Raw genomic sequence first — 19,600 nt, forward strand, 5'->3', positions numbered from 1 at the left:
CGGGTTGGAAGGGCCGCTCCACGTGGACCGCGGTGCCGCCGAGGCCCCTCACCATCGCAGCGAGTACGTGATCGTCGGCGATCCAGATTGCGTCCGCACCGATCTCGGCCGGAATGTGCCGGTTGCCGATGTGCCAGATGAGGCGCTTGAGGGTCAGATCGTTCGGCGCCCGGATCTCAAGAAGGCGTTCCACCGCCGCTTCGACCCAGACCAAGCGGCCGTCGTCGAGGACGAGGGCGTCGCCGTCCTCCAGCACGGCAGGTGCGGGCAGATCGAGCAGGAAGCCGAGCCCGCCGACGCCCCGCATGGCAACACGCCTCCGATGGCGGTCGCCATGGTCGAGGACCACCCGGTCGATGATCTCGCCGCCCGAGAGGGTATCGCAACGGAGAACGCGGGTGGCGCGGTTCATGGCGCCAGGGAACTCAGCTCAAGTGGCATAAAATCCAAGGTCAGCACCTCATCGGTCAGGTTCGGCACATCGCGTTCGTCGAAGCGCATTTCACGCAGAAGCTGTGCCTGGTCCTTGGCCCAGCCGCTCAAGTCGGCCTTGGTCATTCCGAGCCTATTGTTACCTTGACCAATGGAACTTCAAAACAGGAAGTAGCGCTGCGCCATCGGCAGCACCTCGGCGGGCTCGCAGACCAGCAATTCTCCGTCGGCACGAACATCGTAGGTCTCGGGATCGACCTCGATCACCGGTGTGGCATCGTTCAGCACCATGCTGGCCTTGGAGATGCCGCCCCGGACGTTCTCCACCGCGACCAGCTCCTTCTGGACGCCGAGGCGCTCACGCAGGCCGTCCGCGATGGCGGCGCCGGACACGAAGGTGAGGGCGGTGGCAAAGGGCGCCCGGCCGTAGGCGCCGAACATCGGGCGGTAATGCACCGGCTGGGGCGTCGGGATCGAGGCGTTGGGATCACCCATCGGCGCCGCTGCGATGCTGCCGCCCTTGAGGATGAGATCGGGCTTCACCCCGAAGAACGCCGGGGTCCACAGGACCAGATCGGCGAGCTTGCCCGGTTCCACCGAACCGATGTGCTTGGAGATCCCGTGCGCGATGGCGGGATTGATCGTGTACTTCGCGATGTAGCGGCGCGCGCGCAGGTTGTCGGTCCCCGAGCTGTCGCCGGCCAACGCGCCACGCTGCCGTTTCATCTTGTCGGCGGTCTGCCACGTACGAATGATGACCTCGCCGACCCGGCCCATGGCCTGGCTGTCCGAGGACATCATCGAGAGTGCGCCGAGATCGTGCAGGATGTCCTCGGCCGCGATGGTCTCGCGCCGGATCCGGCTTTCCGCGAAGGCAAGGTCTTCTGGGATCGACGGGTCGAGGTGGTGGCACACCATCAGCATATCGAGATGCTCGTCGATGGTGTTGCGCGTGTACGGCCGCGTCGGGTTGGTGGAGGAGGGCAGCACGTTGGGCAGCCCGGCCACCTTGATGATGTCGGGTGCGTGGCCGCCGCCCGCGCCCTCGGTGTGGAAGGCGTGGATGGTCCGGCCCTTGAAAGCCGCGATCGTATCCTCGACGAAGCCCGACTCGTTGAGCGTGTCGGTGTGAATCATGACCTGGATGTCGTGGGCGTCGGCCACCGATAGGCAGGTATCGATCGCGGCCGGCGTCGTCCCCCAATCCTCGTGGAGCTTCAGCGCACAGGCGCCGGCCCGGACCATCTCGACGAGGCTTTCCGGCCGGGCGGCGTTGCCCTTGCCGGCAAAGGCGAGGTTCATCGGGAAGGCGTCGGCAGCCTCGATCATCCGGGCGATGTGCCAGGGGCCGGGGGTGCATGTGGTAGCGAAGGTGCCGTGCGCCGGCCCGGTGCCGCCACCGAGCATCGTGGTGACGCCCGAGCACAAAGCCTCTTCGATCTGCTGCGGGCAAATGAAGTGGATGTGGCTGTCGAAGCCGCCGGCGGTGAGGATCTTGCCCTCGCCCGCGATGACCTCGGTGCCGGGGCCGACCACGATGTCGACGCCCGGCTGAACGTCCGGATTTCCGGCCTTGCCAAGCCTGAAGATCCGGCCATGCACGATCCCAACATCGCATTTCACGATGCCCCAGTGATCGAGCACGACGGCATTGGTGATCACGGTGTCGACGGCACCGCCGGCATTCGTCACCTGGCTCTGGCCCATGCCGTCGCGGATGACCTTGCCGCCGCCGAATTTTACCTCCTCCCCATAGGTGGTGAAATCGCGCTCGACGGTGATCTCCAGGCTCGTATCGGCGAGGCGGATGCGGTCGCCGACCGTGGGGCCGAACATGTCGGCATAGGCGGCGCGGGGGAGACTCGCTGGCTTCGGAGTGTTGGCCATGCTCACAGCTTGCCCATCACGTCGCCACGGAAGCCGTAGACAGTGCGTCCGCCCGAGAGCGGCACCAGCGCAACCTCCCGGGTCGAGCCGGGCTCGAAACGGACGGCGGTTCCGGGGGCGATGTCGAGGCGTTTGCCGCGGGCTTGCTCGCGCGCGAAGACGAGGCCCGGATTGACTTCGAAGAAATGATAATGTGATCCGACCTGGATCGGCCGATCGCCCGTGTTGGCGACCTCGATCACGGTGCGTTCCGCGCCGGCGTTGAAGACGATCTCGCCAGGCAGCGTCGTCACCGAACCGGGCACGTCGGACGAGGCCGCGCCGCGAATCGGGTGATGGACGGTGACCAGCTTGGTTCCGTCCGGGAACGTCGCCTCGACCTGGATGTCGGAGATCATCTCGGACACACCCTCCATCACTTGATCGACGGTCAGCACGGTGGCGCCCGCCTGCATCAGCTCGGCAACGGTGCGGCCGTCCCGGGCGCCCTCGACGACAAAGTCGCTGATCAGCGCCACGGCCTCCGGATGGTTGAGCTTCACGCCGCGTGCCAGGCGGTTGCGCGCCACCTGGGCCGCCATGGCGATCAGCAGCTTGTCCTTCTCGCGGGGTGTCAGCAGCACGGGCAACCTCGTCGTCGTGACGGCGGGAGCAAGGATCATGCGCGCGGCGCGGTCAAGGGTGTCGCAGCCGGCTCCGCTCAGGGCGTCATGCCGGTAAAGCCGGCGAACAAATCAGGCAGGGGCGCGCCCTTGATGGCGCTCGGCAGGTCCCGAGGGTGGATGAACGCGTCCTGGAACCAGGGATACCGCTTGGGATCAAAGGCGGCGCGAACCCAGGCGATGGTCCGGCGTACCCGCTCGATCCGTTCGACGTCGGGATGGTAAGTCAGCCAGATATCGAGGCTGTACCGGCCGAGATTGTCCACCGGGACGACTCGAGCCCCGATCGCGCTCGCGTAAGTCGGCAGCAGGCCGATCCCCGCCCCTTTGGCGATCGCCCAATAATACGCGCTGCTGACATTGATCTTCAAAGCAATGGGGATCGAGGCGGGGAAACCGGGGATGTCGCGGTTGTAATCCTCCAGGCGGATCGTCTGGCTGCTTGCCTGAACAACAATCCTGTGGCGCGCGAGATCCTCCGGAGCCGCGGGAAGACCGTAGGTCTCCTCGTACTCCCTGGCCGCGTAGGGGAGCAGATGGATCCGCCCGAGCTTGACGATCCTCAAGTCTGGGCTGGTTGGCCGCGTCAGCTGGATCGCGATGTCGGCTTCGAGCCGAAGGACATCGGCGGATTCCATCGCGCAGCGTAGATCGACGGTGAGGCGCGGGTTCGCCCGCTGGAACTCGACCAGCCGCGGCGCGAGCCAGAAAGCACCGAGCCCCTCGGTGACCGCGATCCGAACCTCCCCGGCTTCTGAGAACGGCGCCGACTCGCCCGCCCGAACAAGCCCGAACGCTGCCTCCTCCATGCGGCTGGCGGCATCCAAGATCGCGCGTCCCTCAGCGGTCAGGCGAATGCCGTCCACGTGGCGGGTGAGCAGGGGCGCGCCGATCAGGGCTTCGAGATCGCCGACCCTCCGGCGGACCGAGTTGACCGACACGCCGAGTTGGGCGGCCGCCGACCGGAAGCTCCCGGCGCGTTCGAGGATCAGGAACACCCGGATGCTCTGCCAGTCGGGCATGGCGCCCAAGGCTGCCGCGACCTGTTCCATTTACGGAACACCCCTGTTCCAATTTTTGCACATACAGCGCGAGCGCTAGATGCGAAGTGCTGAACCGTCAATCCGCAGGCGAATGTTAGGTCATCCGATGACGGTGCACATCGATCGATCCCTATTCGTTGCCGGAGACCCGGCACGACTTGATCCGTCCCAGATCTCCCCACGGCACCGGCATGACCTCGGCGCCCTCCGGATCGATCGGTTGGCCCGCCATCTGGTGATCTTCATGCCTGCGCCGGGCGACCTCGATCGGCTCATCGCGGCCGCTGGGACCGACCTGCCGGATCTTGCGCCGCTCCGGACCGCGCAGCGGGTGATGTCGCACAATCCAGATAGCGTCTTGGCGATTGCGCAGCGTCACAAGTTCGACGCTGCGGCACCCCAGGGTGAGGGCTTCGTCGCCTGCTTGATGTTGAACGCGGCAGGGCTCTCCGCACTCAAGGCGGGCACTTTCGACGCGGCCGAGCCGCCGGTGGCGATGCTCGCGGGTCAGCACGAACGTCCGGCGGGCATCTATGTCTGGGCGGTCTATGCGCGCCGACGCTTAGCCGGCGGAGTCGGGTTGGTTTTCGATCGCCTGTCCAGCCCGAACTATCAGGGCGTCGATTTCTACGCCCGCGCCGCCACGCCGGAGGGTGCCGCGCTTCTGACGACGCTGGGCTTCGCTCCGCCGAGCGCTGCGCAGGGCGGCCTCTACCACTTCGCCCGCGGATCGAAGCCCGAGGCCGCGCCGAGCTACGACAGCCACCGCCCCGGCGGCCATGGAACCAGCGTCGCCGTGGCGCGGAGCATGGAGGATCTCGCCCGTGTCATCGCCCTGCGCTCCGCCGTCTACATGGCCGAGCAGGCCTGCCCGTACGAGGAGGAGTTCGACGGCAACGACCTCTCGGCCACCCACCTGATCGGCTACGTCGGCGACGAGCCCGCCGGCTGCCTGCGTATCCGCTTCTTCGCGGATTTCGCCAAGATCGAACGTTTGGCGGTGCGGGCCGAATATCGCAACACCCGCATGGCCTTCGCCCTGGTTCGCGCCGGCATCGAACTCGCCCGGGTCAAGGGCTACCGCCGCCTCTACGGTCACGCGCAGAAGCGCCTGGTCGGCTTCTGGAGCCGCTTCGGCTTCCGGGTGTTCGAGGGCGCTCAGGAATTGGTCTTCTCCGACTTCGACTACGTTGAGATGCTGCTCGAAGCCGAGCGCCACCCTCAGGCCATTAGCATCGGCGTCGATCCCTACGTCATCATCCGGCCGGAGGGGCGTTGGCACCGGGCGGGTGCACTCGACCGCTCGCGGACCCGCGCCGTGACCCGGCCCTCCATCGACAGGACGGCTGCCCTGTGACGCGCCAGATCAATCCGGCGCTCTACCGGCGACCGCGCAGCGTCCCGGTGCTGGTGCTGGTCGACATGCAGCAAGAATACGAGGTCGTGGGCCGGCCGCTGGCGCTTCCGAGCATCGGCCCGGCGCTCTCGAATTGCCGGCTTGCCCTCGACCATGCCCGAGAAAGCGGCATCCAGGTCGCCTACGTCCGCTGGATCGGGGGGCCGCTGTTCCAGGCGGGCACCCGCTTCGCCCGCTGGATCGAGGGCTTCGAGCCGCAGGGCTGCGACATGATCTTCGATCGGGACCGGCCCTCCTGCTACGCCAGCCCCGCCTTCGCCGACGTGATGGAGCGGGGCTCTCCGCCACTGGTCATCGCGGGCTTCGCCGGCGAGGCCGCATGCCTCGCCACCGCAATCGACGGCTTCCACCGCGGCCAGGACATCACCTTCCTGAGCGACGCCTCGGCGAGCCACGGCCTCGACGGGATCACCCCCGCCGATATCCACCGTTCGGTCAGCGCGGTCCTGCGCGCCTTCGGCGATGTCATGAGCACCCAAAGCTGGATTGCTGCTTCGTCACCCTTCAGCCCGACTGCGTTCGCCCCCAACTCGACCCATGCCAATGATTGATCGAATCCAGAACGACGGTGCCGGCGATGCAGCTTTGCGCGCGGGCGATACCGAGATCGACCTCCGCCTTGGACATCACGCGATCGAACTCCTCCAGGCGGCCAGAGAAGCCGGGGATCCCGCGCTGATCGCCCATGCCGAGGCCATGGCCATGGCTGTGGGGTTCGCGCTGGCATCCCGGGTCGAGGATAGTGTTTCGCACGAGGGGTGAGCCGTGGGCGATCCCCCTGCGATCGCTGCACGACCGTGCGGCTGCCGTCGCCGAATGAGGCGCAAACCCCGTGTCTTGTGTGGGCTTGCGACTTCACATGATGCCGGGCGCCTCAAGCCGGTGCGGGGACCCAGAACCCCTGGCCCCGCGTGCCAGCTCAGGTGTCATCGCAGGATTCGACCCCGAAATGTGGATGTCGTAGCCCGCATGGGGAAAATGGTCCCGTCGCGCTCACCGACCCTTTCGCCAGACGACCGACATGTACCGTGCGCATCGCAATCGGACACAGCGCGAAGACATCGCGCAGACGCGCGCTCTCACGCCGAACCGGCGTCCGCGTACAGCCCTTGGACTAGGCCCGCTCGTCCTCGCCGCAGACCAGCCGCATCGTGCGCAGCCGTTCCGTGCGCTCGTCGCGCGCCTGCCGATTCATGTCGAGGGCGTGCCAAAGCGCGATCGTGGCGGGGTCGCGCCGCAACGCATCGTGGGCGTCGACATCGCGGGGCGATAGGGTTTTATCGACGGCGTCCATCGTAAGCTTTCCGTGCTTCGATCCGCTGTCCGCTACAGGCCAGCGCCCAGCCGGTCCAGCTCGACCTGCCCAAGGTATTCGACAAAGGGCCCCCATCGTCACGCGGAAAGCGGCTCAGGCCGCAGATGCGACGCCGCGCCGGCTCGGCTGTGCTGATGGACAAATAACAGCTGAACCACAAATAAAGCGACTTGGCCGCCTCTGATTGCGAAGTTTTAACAACACGAAAGCGAGGTAAATCTGGTCGTCGGCGGGGAAAGCGACCATCTATTGTCGGATAGAGTGGACCCGAGCCTCGGACAAGCCCGACGCTGCGTTTCTAGGCCACGCGGTGACAGAAACATCTCGGACACCGGAGCACTTTACAGACTTGCGCCGTGAGCAGCCCGCGCCCGGATCGCCGGACGCTCCACGAGCGCGGCGACTCAAGCCTGGGATCCGGTCAACGTGGCGATGACGGCTTCGATCACATCGATCTGCTGCTGCACCGCCACGAAGCGCGGCCCGGCCTCGGATCCGTCGCCGAGAACGAACGAGCCCTTCTGCCGCCGCGTCTCGCGCAGCTTTCGCACCGACGCTACGATGATCTGCCGCTCCTCGACGAGCGCGGCACGCAGTTCGTTCAACCCGTCCAGTTCCAGCGTCTGGGCCATGCAGCTTTCGGATTTTGGAACGGCATCGCGACCGCGATGGCCTGAGGGAGAGAGGGATGCGGAGGCGTCGAAGCTATTCTGCTGCACTCTCATTTGCACCTGCTCGGTGCGTTCTCGGTGTTCGGTGGAGCGCGCGGCGTGGGATTTACGCCTCCGGATTCATGATAGGCGATCCGGAAAAAGGGATGGCATAAAACCGGCGCGGTACAATGCTCTCGTATCGCTGTTGAGATTCGCGAACAGGCTTCTCGCAGCGGTCGGCGTCGCGCAGGATCAGCCAGGTCAATCGACCGCATCGGTGACGATCGCTCGGATTGTATGCTAATGAATGCAAAATACGTCAATCCGCTCGACGGGCGGCTCGGAGAGCGGGCGTGAACGCATGCTGAGCGACGATGCGGATCATCGTGCCGGATATCGATCCGATGCGATCGAGGCGGTGCCTGGCGCAAGTGAATCGCGGCGTAACGCGTCCGGCGGGAGGCCGAAGCCGTCTCGCGGCTTCGGCCTGATCTTGGTCCTGCTCGCCGTCGCGGGCGGTGGAGCCTATGGCTACACGCGCGTCAACCAGCCCGTGGCGAAACCGAAGGTCGCAGCATCGCGACCGGTGCCGGTCACGCTCGGGACCGTTGCACAAGGTCCGTTCGCGCTGATGACCAACGGTCTCGGAACGGTGCAGGCCTACAACACCGTGCAGGTCCGAACCCGCGTCGACGGTGAGATCCAGCAGGTCGCCTTCCGCGAGGGCCAGACCGTTCACAAAGGCGATGTGCTCGTTCAGGTCGACCCGCGCCCCTATCAGGCGACCCTGGATCAGGCCAAGGCCAAGAAGGATCAGGACACCGCAACCCTGAACAACGCCAAGGCGGATCTTGTCCGCTACACGGGCCTCGGAGCCTACGCGTCGCGGCAGCAGACCGAGACGCAGACCGCGCTCGTCGCGCAACTAACCGCGCAGGTCGCCTCCGATCAGGCTTCGATCGACAACGCTACGACCCAGCTCGGCTACGCCACGATCCGCGCTCCGATCGCGGGTGTGACGGGCTTCCGGCAGGTTGATATCGGCAACATCGTCACCGCCGCGGGCCAGACCCCGATCGTGACAATCACCCAGGTCGAGCCGATCTTCGTGGTGTTCACCGCGCCGGAGGATCAGCTTCCTGCGATCACTGCCGCGATGCGGACGGGGGACGTTCCGGTTGAGGCCTGGAGTACGGACGGGCTCACCAAGCTGGCGGACGGCAAGCTCGCTTTGTTCAACAATCAAGTCGACACCGCGACCGGCACCATTCGCCTCAAGGCCGTGTACGAGAACCAGAACCACGCGCTCTGGCCGGGCCTGTCGGTCTCGACAAAGATGCGGGTCGGGATCGTTGCGCTGGCCACGACCGTGCCCGACAATGCGATCCAGCACGGGCCCGACGGGTTGTTCGCCTTCGTGGTGGACGAGTCCGATCACGCGCATCAGGTGTCCCTCAAGGCCGGGCGGTCCGATGCCGGCCGTACGCAGATCCTCGGCGACGAGTTGAAGCCGGGCGAGCGCGTGATCACGGCCGGCCAGTACAAGGTGCAGGACGGCAGTCTCGTCGCTGAGGCGCATGCCCCCGGGGCAACGCAGGCGGCGACGTCCACGCCCAAGATGGAGGCGCACCGCTGATGCGCCGATTCGCTCAAACGATGGATCGGCACATGCGCGGGGCCCGGCGATGAAAGGCGGCATCTCGGCGCCCTTCATCCGCTTCCCGGTCGCGACCACGCTAATCATGGTCGGCATCCTGTTCCTCGGGGTGGTGGCCTATCCACTGCTGGGCGTCGCGCCGCTGCCGCAGGTGGACTTCCCAACGATCCAGGTCACGGCGCAGCTGCCCGGCGCGAGCCCGGAGACCATGGCGTCTTCCGTGGCGCAGCCCCTGGAACGGCAGTTCTCGCAGATTCCCGGCGTCGCACAGATGACGTCGCAGAGTTCCCTCGGGATCTCGTCGATCACGGTTCAGTTCGATCTCAACCGAAACATCGATGGAGCGGCGAGCGACGTCCAGGCGGCGATCAACGCCGCCAGCGGCCAGCTTCCGAAGAACCTGCCGACACCGCCGACATATCGGAAAGTCAACCCGGCCGACTCGCCGATCCTCCTGCTCTCGGCCACATCCGACACCATGCCGCTCATCGACGTGGACGATGCGGTCGACGTGCAGCTCGCCCAGCGGATCAGCCAGATTTCCGGCGTGGCGCAGGTTTTCATCGGCGGCCAGCAGAAGCCGGCGATCCGCATCCAGGTCGATCCGGCCAAGCTCGTGGCGAAGAATCTTTCGCTCGAGGACGTGCGCACGCAGCTCACCCTGACCACGGTGAACAACCCCAAGGGCAGCATCGACGGCGGCAGCCACAGCTACACGATCTACGCCAACGACCAGCTCACGGCGGCCAAGAACTGGAACGACGTGATCGTCGCCTACCAGAACGGCGCACCCTTGCGCGTGCGCGACATCGGCCACGCGGTTGCCGGGCCGGAGGACACCAAGCAGGCGGGCTGGACCAACGGCAAGCGCGGCGTCTTCCTCGTGGTGTTCAAGCAGCCGGGCGCCAACGTCATCGACACGGTGGACAGCATCAAGGCGCAGCTGCCCCAGCTGACCGCGACGCTGCCGGCCGGCATCAAGATCGGCATCCTGAGCGACCGCACGCAGACCATCCGCGCATCGGTCGAGGACGTGCAGTTCACGCTGCTGCTCACCATCGTGCTTGTGGTGGCGGTGATCTTCGTGTTCCTGCGCAGCTTCTGGGCGACCGTGATCCCGAGCGTGACGGTGCCGCTCGCGCTACTCGGCGCCTGCGCGCTGATGTGGATGGCCGGCTACACGCTCGACAACCTTTCGCTGATGGCGCTGACCATCTCGGTGGGCTTCGTGGTCGACGACGCCATCGTCGTGCTGGAGAACATCAGCCGCTACATCGAGGAGGGGATGCGGCCCAGGGAGGCCGCGTTCAAGGGCGCGGGCGAAATCGGCTTCACCATCGTGTCGATCTCGGTGTCGCTGATCGCGGTGCTGATCCCGCTGCTGCTGATGGGCGGCATCATCGGCCGGCTGTTCCGCGAATTCGCCGTGGTGCTGTCGATGACGATCGCGGTTTCGGCCTTCGTGTCGCTGACGCTCACACCGATGATGGCCTCGCGCCTGCTGAAAGCTCACGGCGCCGAGCGGCACGGCCGCCTCTACCGGATGAGCGAGGCCGGCTTCGACTGGCTGCTGTCCGTCTACGAGGATGCCCTCGACGTGGCCCTGCGCTTCCGCAAGGTGACGCTGCTGGTCTTCTTCGCCACGCTGGCGCTGACCGGCTACCTGTTCGTGGCGATCCCGAAGGGCTTCTTCCCGCAGCAAGACACCGGCTTCATGATCGGCGTCACCGAGGCAGGGCAAGATATCTCGTTCTCGGCGATGAAGACGCTGCAGGAGAAGGTCGGCGCCATCGTCCAGGCCGATCCGGCGATTGCCACCGTCGGCATGTCGCTCGGCGGCAATGGTCAGGCACTCAATTCCGGGCGGATGTACATCACGCTCAAGCCGCGCGACGAACGTGACGTCAATGCTTTCCAGGTCATCGGGCGCTTACGCCCGAAACTCGAACAGGTTGAGGGCATCCGCACCTACATCCAGGCGACGCAGGACGTGCGCACCGGCGGGCGCACCTCGCGCACGCAGTTTGAGTACACACTTCAGGATCCAGATCTCGGTGAGCTGAACACCTGGGCGCCGAAAATCCTCGACAAAATGAAGACCCTGCGCGAGCTGCGCGACGTCGCCACCGACCAGCAGACCCGCGGCACGACCCTGACCCTGTCGATCGACCGCGACGCGGCCTCTCGGTACGGCATCACGCCCCAGCTGATCGACGACACGCTCTACGACGCGTTCGGCCAGCGGCAGATCGCCCAGTACTTCACGCAGCTCAACAGCTATCACGTGGTGCTGGAGGTGCTGCCCGTTTTGCAGGGTACCGTCGAAAGCCTCGACAAGATCTACATCAAGGCGCCCAACGGCGGCGGGCAAGTGCCGCTCGCAGCCTTCGCGCACTGGACGACCGTGCCGGTGGCGCCGCTGGCCGTGAACCATCAGGGCCAGTTTCCGGCGGTGACGATCAGCTTCAACCTCGCCCCCGACGTAGCGCTGGGGCAGGCCACCGAGGCGATCGCGCAGGCGATGCGCGAGTTGCAGGTGCCGCCCACGGTGATGAGCGGATTCCAGGGCACCGCCCAGGCGTTCCAGCAATCGCTCTCGACCGTGCCGTTGCTGATCCTCGCGGCCCTGTTCGTGGTCTACCTGATCCTCGGCATCCTGTACGAGAGCTTCATCCACCCGATCACCATTCTATCGACGCTGCCCTCTGCCGGCGTCGGCGCGCTCGCGGTGCTGATGTGGGCGGGGTACGATTTCAGCCTGATCGCGCTCATCGGGATCATCCTGCTGATCGGCATCGTGAAGAAGAACGGCATCATGCTGGTCGACTTCGCGATCGTGGCCGAGCGCGAGGAGGGTCTCAGCCCCGAAGAGGCAATCCGGAAGGCTGCCCTGCTGCGCTTCCGCCCGATCCTGATGACCACCATGGCGGCGCTGCTGGGCGGCATCCCGCTGATGTTCGCCCATGGGACCGGATCCGAAATCCGACAGCCGCTGGGGTACGCGATGGTCGGTGGCCTGGCCGTCAGCCAGATCCTGACGCTGTTCACGACGCCGGTGATTTACATCTACCTCGACCGGCTGGCCCACCGCTTCTCCTATGGGGACAAGCCGGCGACCGTAGATGCCGCGCACGAAGGAACCGAAGCCGAGCCGGTGGAGGAGGTCCGCGGACCACCGACACTGCGCGCGGCCGAGTGAAGCTGGGATCGAGCCGCCGTCAGTGAACGCGGCGAAGCATTTGAGCGTCGCATTGAATGGCGTTGCTGAAAGTCTAGTCGGAAGGCCGCATGAGAATCGGCAGGCTCCATCCGGAGAGATGGCCTGCGGCGCCTTCGATGCGGGTTTCGCCGAAGCGAAGCCCGCATCGGTAGATGCTTCAGGCGATCTTCAGCCCGACATTGACGTTGCCGCGGGTGGCGTTCGAGTACGGGCAGACCTGATGGGCGGCGTCCACGAGCTTCTGCGCATCGGCGTGGTCGAGACCAGGCAGGCTGATCGTCAGATCGGCGGTGATGCCGAAACCGCCCTCGGAGCGCGGGCCGATGCCGACCTCGGCGGTCACGCTGGTGTCGGCCGGGACCTTGAGCTGCAGCGAGGGCGCTACGGCCTTCATCGCGCCGAGGAAGCAAGCCGAGTAGCCCGATGCGAAGAGCTGCTCCGGGTTCGCGCCCGGACCGCCGGCGCCGCCGAGCTCCTTCGGGGTCGCGAGCTTGACCTCGAAGCTGCCGTCGGCGGTGCGGGCGGCGCCGTCGCGGCCCCCGGTGGCAGTCGCGGTCGTGCGGTACTTCACGTCTACGGACATGCGGATCTCCTGTTGCGAATGAGGGTCGCCAACTAGGGGCCGGCGAGCCTCTGGATAGTCCCAATTTAGATTGTGCGCAATCTAAAATCAAGGATCGATGAGGCAGAACCGATCGACATCCACCAAGCCGCGATCGGTGATCTTGAGGTGCGGGATGACCGGCAGCGGCAAGAACGCCACCTGGAGAAACGGCTCGGGCAGCACCACGCCGAGGCTTTGCGCAGCGGCGCGCAGGGTGAGAAGATCCGTCCGGATCACGTCGGATGGCATCAGGCTCATGAGGCCAGCGAGCGGTAGGGCGATCTCGGCCAGCACGCGGCCGCCCTCCACCACCACGAAGCCGCCCTCGATCTCCCCCAGGCGGTTCACCGCCACTGCCATGTCGGCCTCTTCGACGCCGACCACCGTGATGTTGTGGCTGTCATGCCCGACCGAGGACGCGATTGCGCCCCGTTGCAAGCCGAACCCCTTCACGAAGGCGACGCCAATCCCGCGCGCGCCCGGCGCTGTGCGTCCGTGGCGCTCCACGACCGCGACCTTGATGACGTCCTGGGCGAGATCGACGTGCCGCTCGCCGCCCGCGTAAGGCAGCGACAGGTCGTGACGCAGGGTGATGATCTGGCCCGGGACAACGCCGATTACCGGCGTCGACGGTCCGGAACCCGGCGCGGTGAAATCCGCTGCCGTGACAGACCGCGCCCTGACGCTGTTGCGGCCGATCGGGGCGACCGATGGGCGGCCGGCGAACAGTGGTTCTTCCACCGGCCGGCCCGCTGCGAAGACCCGGGAGACCGGGCAGGTTTCGAGATCATCGAGCACGACCAAGTCGGCGCGCTGGCCGGGCGCCACCAAGCCGCGATCGTGTAGGCCGAAGGCCCGCGCGGCCGACCACGAGGCGGCCCGGTAGGCGGCAAGCGGCGGCGCGCCCAGCGCGATGGCCGTGCGGATGATGAAGTCGAGATGTCCTTCCTCGGCGATGTCGAGGGGGTTCCGATCGTCGGTGCAGAAGGCCAGGAATGGCGCGGTTCGCTCGGTAAGGATTGGCGCCAGCGCGTGCAGATCCTTGCAGACCGAGCCCTCCCGGATCAGCACGGTCATGCCCTTCGAGAGCTTTTCGAGCGCTTCCGCGGGCGTGGTTGCCTCGTGCTCCGTACGGATGCCGGCCGCGATGTAGCCGTTCAGACGTTCACCGCGCAGGAGGGGGGCGTGGCCGTCGATGTGCCGGCCCTGGAAGGCGGCAAGCTTCTCCAGCACCCCCGGATCCCCCGCGAGCACACCTGGGAAGTTCATGAATTCGGCCAACCCGACTACCTTCGGGTGGGTGGCAAAGGGAAGGAGATCGGCGACCCCGATCCGGGCGCCTGAGGTCTCGAGATGGTCGGTGGCCGGGACGCAGGAGGATAGCTGCATCCGCAGGTCCATCGCCAGCGTCTCCGCGGAGGCGAGAAACCACGCGAAGGCGTCGACCCCGAGGACGTTGGCCATCTCGTGCGGATCGCAGATCCCCGTGGTGACGCCGTGCGGCAGGACGCACCGCTCGAATTCCTGTGGCGGCATCAGCGAGGATTCGACGTGGAAATGCGTGTCGATGAAACCCGGCACCACGATCTTGCCGGCGATGTCGATCTCGCGCCGCCCGCGATACGTCCCGAAGGTGCCGACGATCCGGTCGCCGCAGATGGCGATATCGGACACCACGAGATCGCCGGTGACGAGATCGAGGAACCGCCCGCCCTTGAGGACGAGGTCGGCCTCGGCGCGGCCCGTTCCCTGATCGATGACCCGCCGCAGGAAATCCGTTTGTTGCATCGTGCGATGTCGCCTTCGCTTCGCTATCCGCCGGGAGCATGCCACGGATGCATGGCCCTCGGCGACGCTTGCAGGCGGACCAGTGGGGGCGCAGAAGCCCAGCACCCTTGAAACGGTCGAATCTGCCGATGCCCGCCTATCGTTCCCGCACCACCACCCACGGTCGCAACATGGCCGGCGCCCGTGGCCTTTGGCGCGCCACCGGCATGAAGGATGCCGATTTCGGCAAGCCGATCATCGCGGTCGTTAACTCGTTCACGCAGTTCGTGCCCGGCCACGTCCATCTGAAGGATCTCGGCCAGCTCGTGGCCCGGGAGATCGAAGCGGCGGGCGGCGTCGCCAAGGAGTTCAACACGATCGCGGTCGATGACGGCATCGCGATGGGCCACGACGGGATGCTGTACTCGCTGCCATCGCGGGAGCTGATCGCCGATTCCGTCGAGTACATGGTCAACGCGCATTGCGCCGACGCGATGGTGTGCATCTCGAATTGCGACAAGATCACCCCCGGCATGCTGATGGCGACCCTACGCCTAAACATCCCGACCGTGTTCGTCTCAGGCGGCCCGATGGAGGCCGGCAAGGTGCAACTTCCGGGCATCGACAGGAAGGTCGACCTCGTCGACGCCATGATTGCGGCCGCCGACGATCGGATCTCCGACGAAGACGTCGCGGTCATCGAGCGCTCGGCCTGCCCAACCTGCGGCTCCTGTTCGGGCATGTTCACGGCGAACTCGATGAACTGCCTCACCGAAGCACTGGGGCTGGCCCTGCCGGGCAACGGCTCGGTGCTTGCCACCCATGCCGACCGCAAGCGCCTGTTCATCGAGGCCGGCCACCTCATCGTCGATCTGGCCCGCCGCCACTACGAGCAGGACGACGCAAGCGTGCTGCCTCGGGCGGTGGCGAACTTCACGGCCTTCGAGAACGCCATGACGCTCGACATCGCTATGGGCGGATCGACCAACACGGTGCTGCACCTGCTGGCCGCCGCCCACGAGGGTGAGGTGCCGTTCACGATGGCCGATATCGACCGGCTGTCGCGGCGGGTCCCCGTGCTGTGCAAGGTCGCCCCGGCGGTGGCCAACGTTCACATGGAGGACGTCCACCGGGCCGGCGGCATCATGGGCATTCTGGGCGAACTCGACCGGGCCGGCCTGATCGATACCACGGTGGGCAACGTCTCGGCCGGGACTCTCGCCGGGGCGCTCGCCCGCTGGGACGTACGCGGTGCCCCGTCCGCCTCGGTCCAGACCTTCTACCGCGCCGCGCCCGGCGGCGTGCCGACCCAGGTGGCGTTCAGCCAGGAATCGCGCTTCGACGAACTCGACATCGATCGCGCGGGCGGCGTGATCCGCGATGCCGCGCACGCCTATTCGCGGGATGGCGGCCTCGCGGTGCTCTACGGCAACCTCGCCGAGCAGGGCTGCATCGTGAAGACCGCGGGCGTCGATACCTCGATACTGACCTTCACCGGCACGGCCCGGGTTTTCGAAAGCCAGGACGCGGCGGTCGACGGCATCCTCAACGGTAAGGTCACGGCCGGCGAGGTGGTGCTGATCCGCTACGAGGGCCCGCGCGGAGGCCCCGGCATGCAGGAGATGCTCTACCCGACGAGCTACCTGAAATCGAAGGGCCTCGGGAAAGCCTGCGCCCTCGTGACGGATGGGCGGTTCTCCGGCGGATCCTCCGGCCTCTCGATCGGCCACGTTTCTCCGGAGGCGGCCGAGGGCGGCCTGATCGGCTTGGTGCGCGACGGCGATGCCATCGCGATCGACATCCCGGCCCGGAGCATCCGGCTCGACGTGGATGCAGGGGAACTCGACCGCCGCCGCGCCGCGCAGGCGGCGGCGGGCTGGCAGCCCGCGAAACCCCGCAAGCGTAAGGTCAGCGCTGCCCTGCGCGCCTACGCGATGCTCACGACCAGCGCAGCCCATGGGGCCGTGCGCCGGGTCTGATCAGCGGGTCATCAGGGCCAGGGTGGCGACGGCGGCCAGAACCGCCGCCGCTGCCACGATGAGCCCGACGATCCGCCCCCGCGCGGCCCTGCGCACGTCTGCGACAGCGGCGTCCGGCTGGACGCGGCCCAACGCAGCCAGCATCAGCGGTTCGATCGCCCGGTAGCCGGCGGTATTCAGGTGGAGCCCGTCCGTGCCGTAGGCCCGGCGCAAGCCGCCCTTCGGGTCAGCCAGCACGGAATGGTAATCGATGTAGGTCGCCCCGTGTTCATGCGCGTGGTCGCGCAGCCATGTGTTGACCGCCGCGATCATCGCCGGAGCATCCGGCACCTCCGGGTTCCACGGGATCCGGGCAGCCGGCATGATCGAGCCGACCCACGCCGTCACGCCCATGGCTCGCGCTTCGTCGAGCATGCCGGCGATGATCCTGGCGATCTCGTCGGCGGGCACGAACACCCCCTCGTTGCGGCCGATATCGTTCACCCCGCAGAGGAGATGGACGCCCTTCGCACCCGTCTCCTCCAGATCGCGGCGGAACCGCATGGTGATCCAACGCGCGGTCTGGCCCGATCCGCCGCGGGAAATGAGATCGTGGGCCGCGAAGGTCTTGGCGCGGAGATTGCCCCATTGCTCGGTGATCGAGTCCCCGATGAAGACGATCGGCGCCACCATGGGTCAGGCGGATGACGCAATGCCGAGAATCTCGGCGACGTCCGCCTGAAGCCTGTCCGCCATCATCTGCCGGCCCTCCGACGTCACGTGCACGATGTCGGTGAACAGGGAGCGGCCATCGGTTTCGAACAGCCGGCTCAGGTCGCGCACCGTGAAAGGCGCGTCGGTCGCGAGTTCGAGGCGGCCGAGCACGCCCTCGAAGCGGTCGTACTGGCGGCCGAGATAGGCCAGAAAGGTTCCGGACGCGGCGTTCGCTTCCTCGGCCACACGCTCGGTTTTGCGAACGACGGTAGGCTGAAGATAGAAGCGCGTCGGCGCGCCGATGCCGGGGGCGAGACGGGTGAGACGCTTCAGCGACAACTCGAACTGGCGGACCACCTCCCATTCCCAGATGTCCGACTGCCAGTTGGTCAACGCGCGCAGATTCTCGAGACGATTGAAGATCATCGCCTGCAAATTCTCATAGGAGAGCGGCTCCGTTTCGGCCTCGGTTCGCCCGGAATCCAAGACGAAATCGTGCAGGCATTCATTGATGAAGTGATTGAAGGGAAAACCGGCCCGCGGATCGAAGCTCCACGGCTGGAAGATATCGGTTCCGCCGCCGACGATCAGGATCACGTCCGGCTGAAGATCCATCAGTCGGGTCGTGATCAGAGCAATCATCTGGTTCAGGCAGGCTGAGATCGCACCAAAGTTATAGACGCGCGCACCTTCGCCGTGGACCCGCTTCAGCCCCGTTTCCAACCGCCCAGGCACCGTGTCGGCGAAGACCTGCCCGTCGACGAGCGTGCTGTCGCCAACGACGAAGACGCGCAGCGTCTCCGAGGCGGGCCGTGCCTCCGCGTGGGCCGTGTTGAAATAACCGAGGCCGTCGTAGCGCCATCCTTTTTCCGGCAGGGCAGTCAACGGCTTCCCCGCGAACTGAACGTAGGGGGCCGGGAAACGCGTTCGCGCGTCGAAATTCTGGAATGTCTTCACGAACTTCTGCCGTCGGGCGTGTTCGTCGGCGTCGGACGGCCCCTGGGCCATGGTCCCTCTCTCCTGCCGGTTGATCGATTGGCGTGATTGCGGCGCCGTCCGCCGGGGAGGGCGCTCTGAGGACCCTATTGCAGCGCGCCCTCGTGCGTCGAACCGATTGCCGCTGCAGCAAAGAGGGCCCTAGCCGCGAATTTCGGCTTGATGTTCGAGGAACCAGCCGTAGGTCTGGCGCAGGCCGTCTTCCAAGCCGATCTTCGGCCGCCAGCCCATCGCGGCCAGCCGCGACACGTCCATCAGTTTGCGCGGCGCGCCGTCCGGCTTAGTCACATCGAATGTGAGGCGGCCCTCATAGCCGATCACTCGCGCCAGCATTTGCACCAGATCGGCGATCGTGCAGTCCACTCCGCTGCCGACATTGATGTGCGACAGGTTCGGGCGCGTGTTGGCCGCGTAGACCGCATCGTCCATGCCCATCACGAACACGCTGGCGCGCGCCATGTCGTCCACGTGCAGAAACTCGCGCATCGCCCGGCCCGTGCCCCAGACCGCGACGCTGTCTCGGCCCGCCGCCTTCGCCTCGTGCAGGCGGCGCATCAGCGCGGGCAGCACGTGGGCGTTGTCGGGGTGAAAATTGTCGTTGGGCCCGTACAGGTTGGTCGGCATCACGCTGCGATAGCGCCGCCCGTACTGGCGATTGTAACTCTCGCACATCTTGATGCCGGCGATCTTGGCGATCGCGTAGGGCTCGTTGGTCGGCTCCAGCAGACCGGTCAACAGCGCGTCCTCGCGCATCGGCTGCTCGGCGAACTTGGGATAGATGCAGGACGAGCCCAGGAACAGCAGCCGGTCGACGTCGCTCGTATGGGCCGCGTTGATGACATTGGTCTGAATCACCAAGTTGTCGTGAATGAATTCTGCCGGGTAGGTGTTGTTGGCGTGGATGCCGCCGACCTTGGCGGCGGCGAGGTAGACCTGATCGATGCGCTGCTCGGCGAAGAAGCGGCGCACGGCGGCCTGATCGGTCAAGTCGAGGCTCTGCCGATCGTTCGTGAGGATGCGCGTGCGGCCCTGCGCCTGCAGGCACCGCACGATCGCCGAGCCGACCATGCCCCGGTGGCCCGCCACGAAGATGGTCTGACCGCGATCGTCCATCACGCGTCTCGTTTCCTATCCGATCCCAGAGTCGTCGGGGCCCTATAGCGCCGAACCGGCGAAGAATCGTGGCGCGGGCGCAATATTTCTGCGGCGCAGCGGCTTGACGCAATCCACACATAGCTCGACCCGATCCTATCGCGGATGCACATGGTGACGCTT

18 protein-coding genes are annotated in these 19,600 nt (G+C 66.3%); 6 read left to right on the plus strand and 12 right to left on the minus strand.

Features of this window, described 5'->3' with window-relative positions; all coding sequences use genetic code 11:
* From MKK63_RS28685 to MKK63_RS28705, 5 genes are all read right to left on the minus strand, one after another.
* Positions 1 to 412 (minus strand): urease accessory protein UreE (locus MKK63_RS28685; RefSeq protein WP_244007542.1); only part of this gene is annotated, 412 nt, incomplete at its 3' end.
* Positions 409 to 558 (minus strand): DUF29 family protein, encoded by a 150-nt coding sequence (locus MKK63_RS28690; protein ID WP_244007544.1) that lies wholly within the window; start codon positions 556 to 558, stop codon positions 409 to 411. The genes MKK63_RS28685 and MKK63_RS28690, both read right to left, overlap by 4 nt.
* 33 nt (positions 559 to 591) lie before the next feature.
* Entirely contained in the window at positions 592 to 2,319 is a 1,728-nt protein-coding gene (gene ureC / locus MKK63_RS28695; protein WP_244007547.1) for an urease subunit alpha, read from the minus strand.
* Between the two features lie 2 nt (positions 2,320 to 2,321).
* Positions 2,322 to 2,942 carry an urease subunit gamma gene (locus tag MKK63_RS28700; RefSeq protein ID WP_244007549.1) on the minus strand — a complete coding sequence of 207 codons (621 nt, stop codon included), beginning with the start codon at positions 2,940 to 2,942 and terminating at the stop codon, positions 2,322 to 2,324.
* Positions 2,943 to 3,019: 77 nt separating this feature from the next.
* Positions 3,020 to 4,033 (minus strand): LysR family transcriptional regulator, encoded by a 1,014-nt coding sequence (locus tag MKK63_RS28705; RefSeq protein ID WP_244007551.1) that lies wholly within the window; start codon positions 4,031 to 4,033, stop codon positions 3,020 to 3,022.
* A 211-nt stretch (positions 4,034 to 4,244) separates the two neighbouring features.
* On the opposite strand from MKK63_RS28705, the gene MKK63_RS31830 reads away from it, so the two are divergent.
* From MKK63_RS31830 to MKK63_RS28720, 3 genes are read left to right on the plus strand one after another with little or no spacing between them, the layout of a single operon-like run.
* Entirely contained in the window at positions 4,245 to 5,381 is a 1,137-nt protein-coding gene (locus tag MKK63_RS31830) for a GNAT family N-acetyltransferase (RefSeq protein WP_279574922.1), read from the plus strand.
* Entirely contained in the window at positions 5,378 to 5,992 is a 615-nt protein-coding gene (locus tag MKK63_RS28715) for a cysteine hydrolase family protein (protein ID WP_244007553.1), read from the plus strand. Before MKK63_RS31830 ends, MKK63_RS28715 begins: the two co-directional genes overlap by 4 nt.
* Positions 5,985 to 6,203 carry a hypothetical protein gene (locus MKK63_RS28720; protein WP_244007555.1) on the plus strand — a complete coding sequence of 73 codons (219 nt, stop codon included), beginning with the start codon at positions 5,985 to 5,987 and terminating at the stop codon, positions 6,201 to 6,203. The genes MKK63_RS28715 and MKK63_RS28720 overlap by 8 nt, the downstream gene beginning before the upstream one ends.
* A gap of 352 nt (positions 6,204 to 6,555) precedes the next feature.
* On the opposite strand, the gene MKK63_RS28725 is transcribed toward MKK63_RS28720, so the two are convergent.
* A complete protein-coding gene (locus tag MKK63_RS28725) occupies positions 6,556 to 6,735 on the minus strand; it encodes a hypothetical protein (protein ID WP_244007557.1) in 180 nt (59 codons plus the stop codon).
* Between the two features lie 425 nt (positions 6,736 to 7,160).
* Positions 7,161 to 7,388: an HOOK family protein gene (locus MKK63_RS28730; protein ID WP_244007559.1), complete on the minus strand. Its 228-nt coding sequence runs from the start codon at positions 7,386 to 7,388 to the stop codon at positions 7,161 to 7,163.
* A 382-nt stretch (positions 7,389 to 7,770) separates the two neighbouring features.
* On the opposite strand from MKK63_RS28730, the gene MKK63_RS28735 reads away from it, so the two are divergent.
* Together MKK63_RS28735 and MKK63_RS28740 are read left to right on the plus strand one after the other, a co-directional pair.
* Positions 7,771 to 9,045, plus strand: coding sequence for an efflux RND transporter periplasmic adaptor subunit (locus MKK63_RS28735; protein WP_244007561.1), 1,275 nt, complete (start codon positions 7,771 to 7,773; stop codon positions 9,043 to 9,045).
* A 49-nt stretch (positions 9,046 to 9,094) separates the two neighbouring features.
* The gene (locus MKK63_RS28740; RefSeq protein WP_244007563.1) at positions 9,095 to 12,265 is read left to right on the plus strand and encodes an efflux RND transporter permease subunit; all 3,171 of its coding nucleotides are present in this window, start codon (positions 9,095 to 9,097) and stop codon (positions 12,263 to 12,265) included.
* 178 nt (positions 12,266 to 12,443) lie between these two features.
* Here the strand turns inward: MKK63_RS28740 and MKK63_RS28745 are convergent, their stop codons facing one another.
* Together MKK63_RS28745 and ade are read right to left on the minus strand one after the other, a co-directional pair.
* Complete coding sequence (locus tag MKK63_RS28745) at positions 12,444 to 12,869, minus strand: organic hydroperoxide resistance protein (protein ID WP_244007565.1); 426 nt, start codon at positions 12,867 to 12,869, stop codon at positions 12,444 to 12,446.
* An 87-nt stretch (positions 12,870 to 12,956) separates the two neighbouring features.
* Positions 12,957 to 14,678, minus strand: a complete 1,722-nt coding sequence (ade, locus tag MKK63_RS28750) for an adenine deaminase (RefSeq protein ID WP_244007568.1) — start codon at positions 14,676 to 14,678, stop codon at positions 12,957 to 12,959.
* A 128-nt stretch (positions 14,679 to 14,806) separates the two neighbouring features.
* Between ade and ilvD the strand changes: the two genes are divergently transcribed.
* Positions 14,807 to 16,636: a dihydroxy-acid dehydratase gene (gene ilvD / locus MKK63_RS28755; protein ID WP_244007570.1), complete on the plus strand. Its 1,830-nt coding sequence runs from the start codon at positions 14,807 to 14,809 to the stop codon at positions 16,634 to 16,636.
* Here ilvD and MKK63_RS28760 read toward each other — a convergent pair whose 3' ends face one another.
* The 3 genes from MKK63_RS28760 to MKK63_RS28770 form a co-directional block, all read right to left on the minus strand.
* On the minus strand, positions 16,637 to 17,308 hold the full coding sequence (locus MKK63_RS28760) for a GDSL-type esterase/lipase family protein (RefSeq protein WP_244007572.1): 672 nt from the start codon (positions 17,306 to 17,308) through the stop codon (positions 16,637 to 16,639).
* 3 nt (positions 17,309 to 17,311) lie between these two features.
* A complete protein-coding gene (locus tag MKK63_RS28765; protein ID WP_244007574.1) occupies positions 17,312 to 18,337 on the minus strand; it encodes an SGNH/GDSL hydrolase family protein in 1,026 nt (341 codons plus the stop codon).
* A gap of 129 nt (positions 18,338 to 18,466) precedes the next feature.
* Positions 18,467 to 19,438 (minus strand): GDP-L-fucose synthase family protein, encoded by a 972-nt coding sequence (locus MKK63_RS28770; protein WP_244007576.1) that lies wholly within the window; start codon positions 19,436 to 19,438, stop codon positions 18,467 to 18,469.
* Between the last annotated feature and the right edge of the window lie 162 nt (positions 19,439 to 19,600).

The organism is Methylobacterium sp. J-088, from assembly GCF_022829295.1.
Taxonomy (GTDB): domain Bacteria; phylum Pseudomonadota; class Alphaproteobacteria; order Rhizobiales; family Beijerinckiaceae; genus Methylobacterium.